We start from the raw sequence: 13,382 nt of genomic DNA, 5'->3' as shown, positions 1-13,382 counted from the left end.
GCCGGGTGTCGGCAATGCGCTCGACATCACATCCACCTCGCCGCTTGAACTGTCGGTTGTTGTCTCCGGCCATGACCGCGCGGAATTTGTCCACGCTGCCGTGAAGGTGTCATCTGCTGGTGATGATCCGCAACGCATCTTCCAGCGAACGGAGAAACAACTGCACGTGCTCATCCTGGCAAACAAGCGGAGGGCGCACCTTGAGCACATCTTCGTTAGCCCCGGTGGTGCTGATGAGAACGCCGTTGTCACGCATGGCGTTTACGACGTCGAGCGCCATGGCGCGACGTTCGGCGGGAAGGCTTGCGCCCATGCCGATGTCTATGCCGAAGAACAGCCCCGCGTTGCGAATGCCAAGAATGCCGCCTGTCCGGCTGGCAATCTGCTCGAGACCCTTTCGCAGGGTTTCACTGACCGTGAGGACGTTATCGAGGATGCGATCGCGCTGAAGAATTGTCAGGACTGCATCAGCCGTAGCAATGCCCACGGTGTTGCCAGCGAACGTATTCGAATAGCGCGCCGTGACACCGAACGTCTCGACCGGTCCGCGACGCCCGACAACCGCACCAATCGGGAAGCCGTTGCCCATCGGCTTGCCCAGGGTCACCAGGTCGGGGACAATGTCGTGGCGAGCGAACCCCCAGAAGTGGGCACCTGTTCGACCAAACCCGGGCTGCACCTCGTCAGCGATTACGAGGCCCCCTGCCTCCCGAACCGCCGCGACGGCGCCGTTGAGGAAACCCGGAGGGTCGATCCAGACCCCGTCGCTTGAAAAGATGCTGTCGAACATGAAGGCGGCGATGCCGATGCCGCGACGGCGCAGATCGTGAATCGCAGCGCGTACTTCAGCTTCGAAGAATTCATTCGCCTGCTCGTCGGGAATTCCACTCGGCCCAGGCAGGTTGACGATCCGCACCGAGGGGCTCAGGTTTACTGCATCACCAAGGTTCGGTGATACTGCTGCAACGGCGGCGCTGGTGCCGTGATAGGCGTAGGCAGAAACGATGACGCCCTCATTGCCGGTGGCGAGGCGCGCAATCCGCAGCGCCAGATCGTTGGATTCACTGCCAGTGCAAGTGAATATCACGCGATCAAGCTCTGCCGGGAACGTATCGACGAGTCGCTCCGCATATTCCACGACACGCGGTTCGAGATAGCGGGTGTTTGCACTGAGGCGCGCAGCTTGCGCCGCCATCGCAGCGTTAATTTCGGCATTGCAGTGGCCCAAAGAGGGCACGTTGTTGTAGAAATCGAGATAGGGCTTGCCGTCAGGATCGTAGAGCCACATCCCCTCCCCGCGAACAAAGTGTACAGGTTTGCGGTACTGGAGCCGGTAAGATGCGCCAAGTACAGCGTCGCGCCGCGCGATAAGTGCTGCCTCCCGTTCGGGAAGTGAAACCTCGCCGGGGCGATAGCGGTTGGGCATCAGGTCGGTCGACATGGCGTGATTTCCGTTCGAAGATGCGAGTTGAGGTGAGGCTCGCTTCAGGCGGCCTGGTTCATCGCACTGCGCACTGCCCTCTCTCCGGCATCAGCATCGAGCGCCGACAGGATCGCAAGGCCGGTCTGCGCGCGCAGTACGTTTTTCCTGATGTAACTGGCCTCATCCGGAAAGAGATCGGCCCGCCAATAATTGATCAGGATGAGCGCGCTCTGTCGCGCCCGCATCAACCCTACGAGCAGGCGCGCTTCAAGGGAGGTCAATGGTTGCACAGCGTGAAAGCCGGCAATCATCGCCGCCGCTCCACCCAATGGCTTGCCGGGATCGGTGACGAAGTGGCCGGCAGCGATCGCCAGATCCTGAATGCGCGGATTCAAGCTCCCGTCACCGAAGTCGATGAACGCAATCTCGCCGTTTGTCAGGAACATGTTGTGCGGGCTGGGATCGTTGTGCGTGATCTGCCAATCCAGTTCACCGATGCGTGGTTCGACATGGGTCAGATAGTCTGACAGAGCCGCCTTTACCTGGTCCGCCATGGAACCGGCAGGAAGGTAAGGCAGCAGCTCTTCCAGCCAGGGCCAAGTCCCGATCTGCCAGAGCACAGGTCGATCAGGCGCAGGCGCCTCCACGCCGCGCAACGATTGCCCCAGCAGAGCCAGTGTAGCACCGACCTGCGCCAGCAACTGTTCCGTCGATTCAAGCGCGTGCAGCGGCGTGCCCCCGATCCGGGTTTGCAAGTAACCGCAGACCGCTCCATCGGCAAACAGGCCCTTGCCGTCGATGGTCTCGAGAACGCGCGGAACCTGCACGTCCGAAACGTCCTCGAGCTGGCGCAGCACAGTACTCTGGAAACGGAAGCTGTTCCGTGCCTCGGGCCGATCCGAAAGCTTGAGGATCAACTGCTGGCCAGTCGCCACTTCGATAGCAAGGGTGCGCTCGAACTCCGAGGCAAGCAGAATGGCCGAACCCTTCAGCCCGTAGTGGCGCTCCAGCAACTTGGGCGGGAGTTCGGCCGCAGGCTCGTAGGGCGACAGGGCAAGCAGCGCTGCCGCGGCGCGATACTCGGCCTCGCTCTTTGCCCTGTTGCGTGTTTCAACCGAAGGGGTGATCCCAGCCATTTGCCCGGTGCCTTTCAGAACCCGAAGACCGCAGGCAGCTTGGAAACGTCGGAAATCTCGGTGTACTCGTAGAAGGGGTTGGCTGGCTCGTGGCCGCGATTGACCCAAACCTTGCTCTTGATGCCGATATCGTAGGCCGACATCAGGTCGTGGCGGAACGAGGAAGACACGTGCGTGATTTCCTCCGGTCCGCAACCAAGCACGTCGAACATGTGTTCGAATGCGCGCAGGTGGGGCTTGTAGGCCCCGGCTTCCTCGGCAGTGATAACCGCATGAAACGGAGCACCAAGACGCGCGACATTTGACGAAATCTGCGACACCATCGAGTTTGTGAGAATGACCAGCGGGATGTGCTGCGCCAACCGTGCGAGGCCCTCGGGAACATCCGGGTGCGGTCCCCAGGTCGGAATCCGGCTGTAGATCAGTTCCGCATCTTCGGGCTTGAACAGTACACCGTTGCGGCGACAGGCGCGTGCAAGGGCATTGTGGACGACGTCGGCATAGGGCTTCCAGTCCTGCGAGACTTCGTCGATGCGATAAGCCTGGAAGTTGCGAATGAATTCGACCATGCGGGGCTCGTCGAGCATATCGCCGTAAAGCTCCCGCGCGACGTCGGCCATCTGGAAATTGATGAGAGTGCCGTGACAATCGAAAGTCACGTACTTCGGGCGAAACAGGGCCATTTGCAAACCTCCGCGATTTCTCTGCGCAACGTCTACGGGCCGGAAAGCGGAAGGATGTGCTGAACTTTGGAATTCGACTGGCAAGATGAATCAGCCGAATCTTGAAATTCGTCAGATAAGGCTGTGCGCCTGTTCCGACGCTTATGCGGGCAAGGTCACGCTTCTTCGGGCGGGTCCGGCTCGAACAGTTCCCTGAGAGGCAGGATATCGCGCTCTATGGGGGATCCGAGCACTATGTAGCTCGATATCCGGCCAACTCCGGAATTACCCGCAGACAGCCGCTCAAGGACCTGGCTATAACGCGCGATGCTACGTGCGACGACACGCAACAGATAGTCATGCCCCCGGTCACGTGATGGCATTCCATCACTTCGGGAATCTCGCGAGCGCGATCCAGGAACCTCTCGAAGTTGGCCCTGCGGTGGTTGGTCAGCGTCACTTCCGTGAATACGACAACTTGTTCGCCAAGCTTGGCGAGCGCCAGCCGGGCACCATAAGAGCGAATCAGTCCGATGCTCTCCAACCGCTTTACGCGTTGCAGACAGGGACTGGCCGTCAGGCCGACGACGTCAGCGAGCGCGAGGTTTGTGGCCCGGCCATTATGCTGCAGATGCGTGAGGATCCTGAAGTCGATCGCATCGAGCATATCCATTTTGTCCCATCCCTCCGTTTCGGCAGTGTGGATCAGCGCTTGGGCTTGTTCACACTACCGAGTTGCATCGGAATTTTCGCGCGTTGCGATCTGCTCATCGCCCGGGATCTGCTGACTGAGCAGCTGTTTGAAGCACAAGCATCGACGAATTGCAGATGAATGTTCTCGTCAGGTGGTCGAAGTGGTCGACCGTTTCCGGCCTTCGCGTGCTCAGCGTGCCCTGAGGACCTTCTCCACCTCGTCGCATATCTGCTGAACGGAGAATGGCTTGGCGAGAAAGTGCATGTTCGGGATATCGATCTCGCGGCGAAGCTGCTCCTCGGCATAGCCCGACATGAAGAGGAACGGCAGGTCTGGACGCAGGGCCCGAATCTCACGGGCCATGGCCGGGCCGTCCATCGTCGGCATGACCACGTCGGACACGACAAGATCGAACTGGCCCCGGCCGATCGCCTCAAGCCCTTCCTCGCCATCGGCCGCCGTGGTCACCTCATAGCCCTGGCGGACGAGCGCGCGTTCGGCAACGGCACGAACGGTGTCTTCATCTTCGACCAGCAGGATCCGGCCGCCGCCTGACCATTCCCGCTTCGGTTCAGGGCTTGCCAACTGGCGCGCGGGCGCTTCGCTGGCATCGGGTACATGGACCGGAAGATAGATGCTGAAGCGGGTGAACTTGCCCACCTCGCTTTCGGCAAAGATGAAGCCGCCGGACTGCTTCACGATGCCATAGACGGTGGAAAGGCCAAGGCCGGTGCCCTTGCCTTTCTCCTTGGTGGTGAAGAAAGGCTCGAAGATCTTGCCGATCTGCGACGGCTTGATGCCGTGACCATTATCTTCGACGATCAGCGCAGTGTAATCCCCCAGCGGCAGGATCTCGCTCTTCATGGCGCGGACGTCAGCCGCCGTCACCCGCCGGGTCATCAGCTTGACCACGCCGCCGCCCTTGGCGCCCGTGGCGGCAAGCTTGTCGTTGATGGCATCACGCGCGTTGACGGCGAGGTTCAGCAGCACCTGTTCAAGCTGTGTGGGGTCGGCACGAACGAAGCCGAGGTCGCGATCATGCACGACTTCGAGCGTGATCTTCTCGCCGATCAACCGTTTGAGGAGAGCGGAAACCTCGGCCACGACGTCGGGCAGTTGCAGCACCTGCGGCCGCAAAGTCTGCTGGCGCGAGAACGCAAGAAGCTGGCGCGTGAGCGATGCTGCGCGGTTCGAGTTGGCCTTGATCTGCTGGATATCGTCGTAATCGCTGTCGCCAGGCGTGTGGCGCATCAGCATCAGATCGCAGTAGCCGATGATCGCAGTCAGCACGTTGTTGAAATCGTGCGCCACGCCCCCGGCAAGCTGGCCGACGGCCTGCATTTTCGTCGCCTGGGCAATCTCCCGCTTGAGCCGGGTCTCTTCCGAGGAATCCTTGAGGCTGAGCAGGACGGCCCCTTCCCCAAGCCCGCGCACGCCGGCAAGGCTGAGCGAGACCGGCTCATCCGGTGCGGCGCGCAACCGCACGGCAACGTCGCCCGCGGTCGCCTGCCCTTGCGCATAACGGCGCACGGCATCGACCAGCGCGCCCTTGTCTTCCCTGATGACAAGGTCGGACGGGTAAGGCGGCGGGATCGTGTCGTCGTGTCCGGCAGCGCGCAGGAATGCGGCGTTGGCAAAGAGGAAGCGCCCGTCACGGTCGGTCATCGCCAGGCCGAGCGGCAGGCGCGCAAGCAGCGCTTCGATCTGCGGCAGGCCCGCCGTGACATCGCCGATGCCCTGCCCGAAGCCGCCATTGTCAATCAGCAGGAACAGCGAAGTCGTGCGCGATGGATCGGTATTGGCGACGCCATCGGGATCCGCCACCGGCACGTGGACCAACTTGACCGGCGTGCCCTTGCCGCCCTCGCGGGCGTAGTAGATCCGGTCGCTTTCGTCGCTGGCGAGGAATGAGACGAAATCGGCACCCGCCATCTGGGCACTGACCGAGCCGGTCGCGCGCTGGGCAAAGGCCGCGTTTGCGGCAAGGATCACGCCCTCGGGCGAGACCACCGCCGCCTGCAACCCTTCGCGGGCGAGCGCGCGGCCAACCTTGCCGGCGATGTGCGCCGCCATGTCTGCCACGAGATCCGGGGTCACAACCGGGGCGAAGCGCCAGACGAGGTAGTCCTCGCCGCGCCCCACGCGCACAACTTCCGCCGTCCAGGTGCCTTGGCTCGAAGCAACGCCATCGGCCTTTGCCGAGCCATCTCGCCACGCAGCGCGCGTCGCCGCTTCGAGCAGCTCGACCGAGCCGCGCTCTACCGGAAGACGTGGCGGTGCCGCGGAAATTCCGAACCAGGCGCCCATCAGGCCATTCGCACAGACCAGCCGCCCGGCTCTGTCAGTAATGGCAATGCCCACGTCGTCGCGCGCAATCGCGGCATTGGTGACCGTCCAGTCCGGCACGGCGAAATCCTGCGGTGCAGCGTCCTGGGTCGGGCGAATGGCAACGCGCAAGGCTGCGCCGATGACTGTGACTCCTCCGACAAACCCGGCGGCGAGCAGGGGCTGCCCGGAGATACCCCAGAGCGCTCCGGCGCTTGCCGCCACTGCACCTGCAAGCGTAAGCCAATCGCGCAAGGGCACGGTCGGCGTGACGACAGCCGCCCCTTCGCTGGCCACGTTTGCCATCAGTCGGGAAAGTCCCGCGCGGCCGCCCGCATGTTGCGCACCTTGCGCTTGTGCGCGGTCCACCAGCGCCAGCCGAACGCTGCGAAGACATAGCCGATCACGGCCGAGACAATGGAGATCAGGAAGAGCCCGATGACCAGCGAGGGCGCGGCATCGGACCCAAGCCAGACAAGCCACTCGCTCAAGCCCGCCCCCTTCGTCACCATGGCCTGCACGGTCGAGAAGTCCGCGTGGAACCCGAAGCTGTTGCCCACGGCAATCGCGCCCGGAAGGAACACGAACAGCGTCGTCGGCGGGATCGAGATGAAGGTCATCAGCACGGCGAGCGGGATGTTGCCCCGGCACGGCACGCACATCAAGGCCGCACCGATGATCTGGATGCCGGGGATCAGCGCGAAGATACCGATGAACAGGCCTGCGGCCACGCCACGGGGCACCGAACGGCGCGTGAAGCGCCACAGTTCATGGCGGGCGGCAAGCGGGCGCGCGAAGCGGTTCTGCTCCATCTGCTCGCGCGTCGGCATGTTGGCCCGCGCCCAGTTGACGATCCGCTCGAACATTGCGCGCCTGTTGTACCCGTTTCCCGTCTGCCCCGCCACGGGCCGATTCTTGCGCTCTAGACCGTATTTCCTTGCCGGTCGGTGAAGTGGAACACCTGGATCGACCTATCCGTGGTCCTTCATGATCCGCGCCTTGTCGCGCTTCCAGTCGCGGTCCTTCATGGTGGCGCGCTTGTCCGCCACGTTCTTGCCCTTGCACAGCGCCAGTTCGACCTTGGCGCGGCCACGGCTGTTGAAGTAGATCGACAGCGGGACCAGCGTCATGCCCTTGCGCTCGACCGCACCTGTAAACTTGGCGATCTGCCGCTCTTTCAGCAGCAGCTTGCGCGGGCGCTTGGGCACGTGGTTGAAGCGGTTGCCGTGGCTGAATTCGGGCACATTGGAGTTGACCAGCCAGACCTCGCCGCCCTTCACCTCGGCATAGCTTTCGGCGATCGAGCCTTCGCCGAAGCGCAGCGATTTAACCTCGGTCCCGGTCAGGCAGATGCCCGCCTCGTACTTCTCCTCGATGAAGTATTCGAAGCGGGCGCGCCGGTTCTCGGCGACCACTTTGGTTTTATCGAATTCGGGATGTACGGGGCGTGCCATGATGCTGCTGCATGTAGGCGCTGGCCCGGCAAAGCGGAAGGGGAACTTCGCACTTTGTCGGGCAGCGGTTTTCCAGACGCGACGCGTCAGATCAGGCCGGCATGCTCCAGCGCTGCGTCGACCGCCTTGCGCGCCGCTTCGTTGCACGGGACCATCGGCAGGCGCAGCTCGTCCGAGATGTCCGGGAAGAGGCGGCTGAGCGCGTACTTGACCGGGCCCGGCGAGGCGTCCTCGAACATCGCGTAGTGCAGCGGATAGAGCTTGTCGTTCAGCTCGCGCGCCTTCTCCAGGTCGTTGGCGGCGCAAGCGGCCTGGAACTCGGCACAAAGCTTGGGCGCGACGTTCGCGGTGACCGAGATGCAGCCGACGGCGCCGGCGGCATTGGCGGGCAGCGCGAGTTCATCGTCGCCCGAAAGCTGGCAGAAGTGCTTGCCTATGCCCATGCGGTGATCGGTGACGCGCGACAGGTCGCCGCTGGCGTCCTTGATGCCGACGATCTTGTCAGGATAGCGCTTGGCCAGTTCGCAGACCGTTTCCGGCAGGATGTCGGTCACCGTCCGGCCGGGCACGTTGTAGAGCACGATCGGCAGGTCGTTGTGCTCGGCAAGGTAGCTGAAGTGGGCGATGATGCCCGCCTGGCTCGGCCGGTTGTAGTAAGGCGCGACGCAGAGCGCGGCCTGCGCGCCGCACTTCTTCGAGAAGTTCATGTGCAGCAGGGCGTTCATCGTGTCGTTGCTGCCGCAGCCGGCGATCACCGGCACGCGGCCCGCCGCCTGTTCGACGCAGACTTCGATGACGCGGTGATGCTCGGCGTTCGACAGGGTCGAGGCCTCGCCGGTGGTGCCGCAAGGGACCAGCGCCGACGATCCGTTCTCGATCTGCCAGTCGACGAGGCGACGAAACGCTTTCTCGTCAAACGCTCCATCGCGAAATGGAGTCACTAGGGCCGGAATCGAGCCGGAAAACATGGACAATACCCCTCGGTTTACCCCATGATGCGGTTCGGTTCATCGTGATCCGAACCCACAGGGGCGCTGTTCAGCGCGTGATAAGGAGCCGCTCCATAGTATGTCCGGCATGGACGTGAAAGCCTTGATGTTGCGCTGGGGGTTTGCCGGGGTTCTGCTCCAGACGGTCGTCGCCTCGAGCGCAGTGCACGCAAGCGGCGCTGACGGTGCCGATGGATCCGACTGGGACCGCGCCCGTGCCAACCTGACGGCCAGCCAGGGCGGGCCGATGATGGCAGCGGTGGAGCGGTGGAAGCTGCTGACCAGTTCCAACCGCTTCGGCTTTTCCGAATATTCCAGCTTCATCCTGTCCTATCCCGGCTTTCCGGACGAGGAGAAGCTGCGCCGCTATGCCGAGCTTTCACTGGAGCGCGATTTTGCCGAGCCTTCGCGGCTGGTCGCCTATTTCAGCCAGAAACCACCGCTGACCAACCTTGGCTGCGCGCAATATGCACTGGCGCTGACGCAACTGGGCCGGCCCGAAGCGCGGGAAGTTGCACGGGCGGCCTGGCGCGGCGGGGCGATGACCGATGCTGCCGAAACCGCGCTGCTGGCGGCATGGGGCACGAGTTTCACTCCTGACGATCACGATGCGCGGATGGATGCGCTGCTGTGGTCCGGCGCCACCGATCAAGCGGCACGGCAGATCGTCTGGGTCAGCCCGGCGCGCAAGGCGATAGATGCGGCGCGGCTTGCTGCGATGCAGGGTGGCGATCCCTATGGTTTGCTGGCTGGTGTGCCGGCGCAACAGTTCAACGCCGATCCGGGCTTCATCTTCCAGCGAGCGCGGCAGTTGCGCAAGTCCGGTCAGGGCGCGGCGGCGCGCGATCTGCTGGCCAATCGCCCCTTGCTGGCACGGCAGCCGCTGGACCGCGACAAGTGGGTCGAGGAGCTGCTGGTAAATGCGCGCGGCGCGGCAACATCGGGCGATGCGCGCGCGGCCATGCGCATCGCCGCGGGGATCGACGATGCCTTTGCGCCCGGCGAGGATGTCAGCCAGCTGAACTATGGGCTGCGTGACGACTACACCTCTTTGATGTGGCTTGGCGGCACGCAGGGGTACTTCAACACCGGCGATTATGCCGGGGCGGCACCGCTGTTCTGGCGCTATGGCGCGGCAGCACGGACGCCGGGACCCGCTCGAAGGGCTTCTACTGGGCCGGAAAGGCGGCGGCGCGTGCTGGTCAGCAGGCCGAGGCGCGGCGCTATTTCGAGATGGCGGCGCAATATGGCGACCAGTTCTATGGCTTGCTGGCGCTGGAGCGGCTGGGCCGTCCGGTGCCGCAATACGCCAAGGATTCGGACGTACAGGTTTCCGCGGACCAGCGCAGCCGGTTCTACAGCCAGCCACTGACGCTCGCCGTGCGCGAGGTCGCCCGCAATGGTGACTGGAAGACGACGGTGCGCTTCTTCAAGGAAGTGGCCGAGCAGCAGCAGACCGAAGCACAGCACATGATGGTGGCGAACCTGGCGCGCGAACTGGGTCGGCGCGATCTGGGAGTGATCGTCGGCCAAGCGGCGGCAGCCCGCGGCTACCTCGATTTCCAGCACATCGCCTTCCCGCTGATCCCGGTGCCGCCGGGCTATGAAAGCAAATGGACCGGCATCCACGCGATCAGCCGCCAGGAAAGCCAGTTCGCGCAGAACGCGGTCAGCCACGCCGGCGCGCGAGGGCTGATGCAGCTGATGCCGGGGACGGCCAACGAGCAGGCGGGCAAGCTTGGACTTTCCTACAACGCCTCGTCGCTGACGCAGGATGCCGGGTACAACATCCAGTTGGGGTCAGGCTATTTCCAGCGGATGCTCGACTATTATCGCGGGTCATGGCCGCTGGCGGTGGCGGCTTACAATGCTGGCCCCGGCAACGTGAACAAGTTCCTGCGCGCCAACGGCGACCCGCGCAACGGCGGGATCGACTGGGTGGAATGGATCGAGAAGATCCCGCTCTCCGAAACCCGCAACTACGTCCAGCGCGTGCTGGAAAACGCAGTGGTCTACGAGGCGATGAACCCGCAGTACGCGAGCTATCGGGGGAGCAATCCGATGAGCTACTTTATTGGCAAGCGGGAGCCGGGGTGAGCGAGGCAAAAATATCCACATTACGCATTGCTTTGATTACGTCAAAACACTAACGAAAGGACAAATCGACAGTCAGGAACATTCTGTGAGCGAAAATCAGAGCATTGTTGCAAAGGTTCGAGACATCGTTTTAAACGTCGACCCAAAAGATATTGTAGCTGACGCCAGAAACTTCGGCATTGACGTATCTGATCCGCAAGACTTTGCAGCGCATGCTTTGAATTACACGCATCTTGAGAAACTTAGTGAAAAGTATCTCGATTCTACATGTAAGATGTGTGCCATTGGCGGTGTGACGTCAGGTGTCGGAGGCATTGCAACGACAATTACATTGGCGGGCGTTGATATTGCCAACATGGCTGCTCAACTATACAGACTGAATCAAAAGCTTGCCTACTTGAACGGTTTTGATCCCCAATCAGACCTTCATCAAGAACGAGTCCAAGCTGTTTATTTGACAGCACTTGGTTTCGATGCCGTGGCGCAGGCTGGCATTCGTTCTGCTGTAGCTAAGGCTGCAACTGAAAGTTTAGTCAAGCGAGGCCCAGCTTCAAGTCCAGCAATCCGACTGATTATTGAAGTTGCGAAAGTTCTTGGCTTGAAGATGACAAAAACACAGGCCGGCAAGCTTGTTCCATTCGTCGGTGGGCTGATTGGCGGAAGCGTCAATTATCTCTTTGCGAAGTCTGCCGGAAAGAAGATGGTGACAGAGTATAAGTCCGAATACTTTGACCGATGGCAAATTCAGAATAAGTAACCCTTTTCGCCTTCATGAAACCTGACGCCCCCCCATCACCCCCGCCGGATTTGCCGCCCTGCGCGCGCGTTATGACCATCTGCTCGGCACCGAACGGCCCGCCATCGTCGAGATCGTCAGCTGGGCCGCTGGCAATGGCGACAGGTCGGAGAACGGCGATTATCTCTATGGGCGCAAGCGGATGCGGGAGATTGATCGGGAGCTGGCGTTCCTGGCGCGGCGGATGAAGGCGGCGCGGGTGGTCGATCCGGCGCGACAGGAGGATCGAACGCGGGTGCTGTTCGGGGCCTGTGTCGAGATTGCCGACGAGGACGACAACCGCAAGGTGCTGACACTGGTTGGCGATGACGAGCAGGATGCCTCGAAGGGGCTGATCGGGTGGAGCGCGCCGATTGCCAAGGCGCTGCGCGGGGCGCGGGTGGGGGATTTGCGCGTGGTCCGGCTGCCTTCGGGCGAGAAGGAGTGGGAAATCATGAGCGTTTCCTATCCCGACGCCTGAGGCTATGAGACTGCCCATGAAACGGGGTCGCTTCTACATCATGCGCCACGGCGAGACGGTCTATAATGCGACGCGTCGGCTGCAGGCCAACCACATCCATACGCCACTGACGCGGCAGGGCTTCGAGCAGGCCGTGGCGATGGGCTGCGCGCTGCGGCAGGAACTGGGCGAGCGGCCGCAGGTGACGTTGCACATCTCCGACACTGGTCGCGCCTTGCAGACGGCGGCGTTGATCGCCGAGGAACTGGGACTGGACTGGTTTGCCGGGCAGCGGACCATGGATCTAAAAGAAATCGACATGGGATCGTGGTGCGGCCGGTCCTACAGCGATGTCGAGGACGAGGTCGGCCCAATCGTGATCGAGGACCACCTTCTGCGCCCTGCCCCGATGGCGAGGACTATCCGATGATCGCAGGCCGGCTCAACCGCTGGCTCGATGGGCTGGCGGACGAGAGCGGCGATCATATCGTGGTGATGCACGGCATTTCGAGCCGGGTACTGCGCGGGATCATGGCGGGCTATCCGGTGCATCCCGTCCACGGCGCGCCGATTGCGCCGTCGCTGGTGCAAGGTTCGATCGCGCTGGTCGAGAACGGCGAGGAGCGCGTGCTTTACGGTTCGGAACGCGGGATCGAGCACGCCTGATGGGCGATGTCGTGAACCTGCGCAGCGTGCGCAAGGCCAAGGCGCGGGCCTCTCGCGAAGTGGAGGCGCAAGCGAACCGCGCGAAGTTCGGGCGGACCAAGGGTGACAAGCTGCGCGAGGCGCAGGACGCCGAGCGGGCCGCAAAGCTCCTCGACGGCGCGAAACGGGAGGAGCCGTGAGGCGGCTGCTGGTTCTGGCGGCGCTGGTGATTGGCGGGACCGCGGTGGCGCGTGACAGCCTCGGCGTATTCGGCACCTGGGGCGCGTTCCGCGATCCGGGCGTGCCGCGCTGCTATGCGATTGCCATGGCCGAGAAGGTCAACGGCCGCGAGCAGGCGTTCCAGCCTTACATGACTGTCGGCTTCTGGCCCAAGCGCGGCATTCGCGGGGCCGTACACATTCGGTTGGCACGGCGGCTCGCGCCAGGTTCGTCTGTCAACGTCTCGTTCCCGGAAGCGAACTTCACTTTGCAGGCAGGTCAGGCCGATGCATGGCCCATGGACCAGCGCGCCAATGCCGGGATCATCGCCGCGATGCGCAGCGCGCCGCGCGTGGTGGTGACGGCGCAAGGCGCGGACGGGAAGCGCTTTCGCGATATCTATCCGCTCAATGGCGCGGCCTCGGCCCTGGACGCCGCAGCACTGGGATGCGCGGGATAGGAAAAGGGCGAGCCTTGCGGCCCGCCCTTCCCTTTGCTTCTCA

General features: G+C 62.9%; 15 protein-coding genes and 1 pseudogene. 8 read left to right on the top strand and 8 right to left on the bottom strand.

Annotated elements, in window-relative coordinates:
* Positions 1-109 precede the first annotated feature (109 nt).
* The 8 genes and pseudogenes from C7W88_RS10720 to dapA all read right to left on the bottom strand — a co-directional run bounded on the left by C7W88_RS10720 (position 110) and on the right by dapA (position 8,662).
* Positions 110-1,441 (bottom strand): aspartate aminotransferase family protein, encoded by a 1,332-nt coding sequence (locus tag C7W88_RS10720; RefSeq protein ID WP_118073517.1) that lies wholly within the window; start codon positions 1,439-1,441, stop codon positions 110-112.
* 44 nt (positions 1,442-1,485) lie between these two features.
* Positions 1,486-2,559 carry a phosphotransferase gene (locus C7W88_RS10715; protein ID WP_118073516.1) on the bottom strand — a complete coding sequence of 358 codons (1,074 nt, stop codon included), beginning with the start codon at positions 2,557-2,559 and terminating at the stop codon, positions 1,486-1,488.
* A gap of 14 nt (positions 2,560-2,573) precedes the next feature.
* Positions 2,574-3,242: a haloacid dehalogenase type II gene (locus C7W88_RS10710; protein ID WP_118073515.1), complete on the bottom strand. Its 669-nt coding sequence runs from the start codon at positions 3,240-3,242 to the stop codon at positions 2,574-2,576.
* Between the two features lie 155 nt (positions 3,243-3,397).
* A pseudogene (locus tag C7W88_RS10705) lies at positions 3,398-3,894 on the bottom strand (Lrp/AsnC family transcriptional regulator).
* Positions 3,895-4,104: 210 nt separating this feature from the next.
* A complete protein-coding gene (locus C7W88_RS10700) occupies positions 4,105-6,546 on the bottom strand; it encodes a response regulator (RefSeq protein ID WP_205525165.1) in 2,442 nt (813 codons plus the stop codon).
* Positions 6,546-7,145 (bottom strand): DUF2062 domain-containing protein, encoded by a 600-nt coding sequence (locus C7W88_RS10695; RefSeq protein WP_370073120.1) that lies wholly within the window; start codon positions 7,143-7,145, stop codon positions 6,546-6,548. Before C7W88_RS10695 ends, C7W88_RS10700 begins: the two co-directional genes overlap by 1 nt.
* Before the next feature lie 66 nt (positions 7,146-7,211).
* On the bottom strand, positions 7,212-7,694 hold the full coding sequence (smpB, locus tag C7W88_RS10690; protein WP_118073514.1) for an SsrA-binding protein SmpB: 483 nt from the start codon (positions 7,692-7,694) through the stop codon (positions 7,212-7,214).
* Between the two features lie 86 nt (positions 7,695-7,780).
* The gene (gene dapA, locus C7W88_RS10685; protein WP_118073513.1) at positions 7,781-8,662 is read right to left on the bottom strand and encodes a 4-hydroxy-tetrahydrodipicolinate synthase; all 882 of its coding nucleotides are present in this window, start codon (positions 8,660-8,662) and stop codon (positions 7,781-7,783) included.
* 100 nt (positions 8,663-8,762) lie between these two features.
* Between dapA and C7W88_RS23685 the strand changes: the two genes are divergently transcribed.
* The 8 genes from C7W88_RS23685 (at position 8,763) to C7W88_RS10655 (ending at position 13,339) form a co-directional block, all read left to right on the top strand.
* Positions 8,763-10,055 carry a hypothetical protein gene (locus C7W88_RS23685; protein WP_240344550.1) on the top strand — a complete coding sequence of 431 codons (1,293 nt, stop codon included), beginning with the start codon at positions 8,763-8,765 and terminating at the stop codon, positions 10,053-10,055.
* 98 nt (positions 10,056-10,153) lie between these two features.
* Positions 10,154-10,780 (top strand): lytic transglycosylase domain-containing protein, encoded by a 627-nt coding sequence (locus C7W88_RS23680; protein WP_370073237.1) that lies wholly within the window; start codon positions 10,154-10,156, stop codon positions 10,778-10,780.
* 85 nt (positions 10,781-10,865) lie between these two features.
* Positions 10,866-11,537 carry an EcsC family protein gene (locus C7W88_RS10675; protein ID WP_118073512.1) on the top strand — a complete coding sequence of 224 codons (672 nt, stop codon included), beginning with the start codon at positions 10,866-10,868 and terminating at the stop codon, positions 11,535-11,537.
* Positions 11,538-11,571: 34 nt separating this feature from the next.
* Positions 11,572-12,036, top strand: a complete 465-nt coding sequence (locus tag C7W88_RS10670) for a GreA/GreB family elongation factor (protein WP_118073511.1) — start codon at positions 11,572-11,574, stop codon at positions 12,034-12,036.
* Between the two features lie 16 nt (positions 12,037-12,052).
* Entirely contained in the window at positions 12,053-12,445 is a 393-nt protein-coding gene (locus C7W88_RS24730) for a phosphoglycerate mutase family protein (RefSeq protein WP_370073119.1), read from the top strand.
* Positions 12,442-12,681 carry a hypothetical protein gene (locus C7W88_RS24725; protein ID WP_370073118.1) on the top strand — a complete coding sequence of 80 codons (240 nt, stop codon included), beginning with the start codon at positions 12,442-12,444 and terminating at the stop codon, positions 12,679-12,681. Before C7W88_RS24730 ends, C7W88_RS24725 begins: the two co-directional genes overlap by 4 nt.
* Complete coding sequence (locus tag C7W88_RS10660; RefSeq protein ID WP_118073510.1) at positions 12,681-12,860, top strand: DUF4169 family protein; 180 nt, start codon at positions 12,681-12,683, stop codon at positions 12,858-12,860. The genes C7W88_RS24725 and C7W88_RS10660 overlap by 1 nt, the downstream gene beginning before the upstream one ends.
* Positions 12,857-13,339 (top strand): hypothetical protein, encoded by a 483-nt coding sequence (locus C7W88_RS10655; protein WP_118073509.1) that lies wholly within the window; start codon positions 12,857-12,859, stop codon positions 13,337-13,339. The genes C7W88_RS10660 and C7W88_RS10655 overlap by 4 nt, the downstream gene beginning before the upstream one ends.
* Positions 13,340-13,382 lie beyond the last annotated feature (43 nt).

It is taken from the genome of Novosphingobium sp. THN1, from assembly GCF_003454795.1.
Classification (GTDB): Bacteria; Pseudomonadota; Alphaproteobacteria; order Sphingomonadales; family Sphingomonadaceae; genus Novosphingobium.
The sequence above is the reverse complement of the archived record's forward strand: the minus strand, read 5'-3'. Positions and strand labels throughout refer to the sequence as shown.

Coding starts and splice junctions, on each gene's coding strand:
- C7W88_RS10720 (WP_118073517.1), bottom strand. CDS start 1,441: ATGTCGACCGACCTGATGCCCAACCGCTATCGCCCCGGCGAGGTTTCA.
- C7W88_RS10715 (WP_118073516.1), bottom strand. CDS start 2,559: ATGGCTGGGATCACCCCTTCGGTTGAAACACGCAACAGGGCAAAGAGC.
- C7W88_RS10710 (WP_118073515.1), bottom strand. CDS start 3,242: ATGGCCCTGTTTCGCCCGAAGTACGTGACTTTCGATTGTCACGGCACT.
- C7W88_RS10700 (WP_205525165.1), bottom strand. CDS start 6,546: ATGGCAAACGTGGCCAGCGAAGGGGCGGCTGTCGTCACGCCGACCGTG.
- smpB (WP_118073514.1), bottom strand. CDS start 7,694: ATGGCACGCCCCGTACATCCCGAATTCGATAAAACCAAAGTGGTCGCC.
- dapA (WP_118073513.1), bottom strand. CDS start 8,662: ATGTTTTCCGGCTCGATTCCGGCCCTAGTGACTCCATTTCGCGATGGA.
- C7W88_RS23685 (WP_240344550.1), top strand. CDS start 8,763: ATGTCCGGCATGGACGTGAAAGCCTTGATGTTGCGCTGGGGGTTTGCC.
- C7W88_RS23680 (WP_370073237.1), top strand. CDS start 10,154: ATGATGGTGGCGAACCTGGCGCGCGAACTGGGTCGGCGCGATCTGGGA.
- C7W88_RS24730 (WP_370073119.1), top strand. CDS start 12,053: ATGAAACGGGGTCGCTTCTACATCATGCGCCACGGCGAGACGGTCTAT.
- C7W88_RS24725 (WP_370073118.1), top strand. CDS start 12,442: ATGATCGCAGGCCGGCTCAACCGCTGGCTCGATGGGCTGGCGGACGAG.
- C7W88_RS10660 (WP_118073510.1), top strand. CDS start 12,681: ATGGGCGATGTCGTGAACCTGCGCAGCGTGCGCAAGGCCAAGGCGCGG.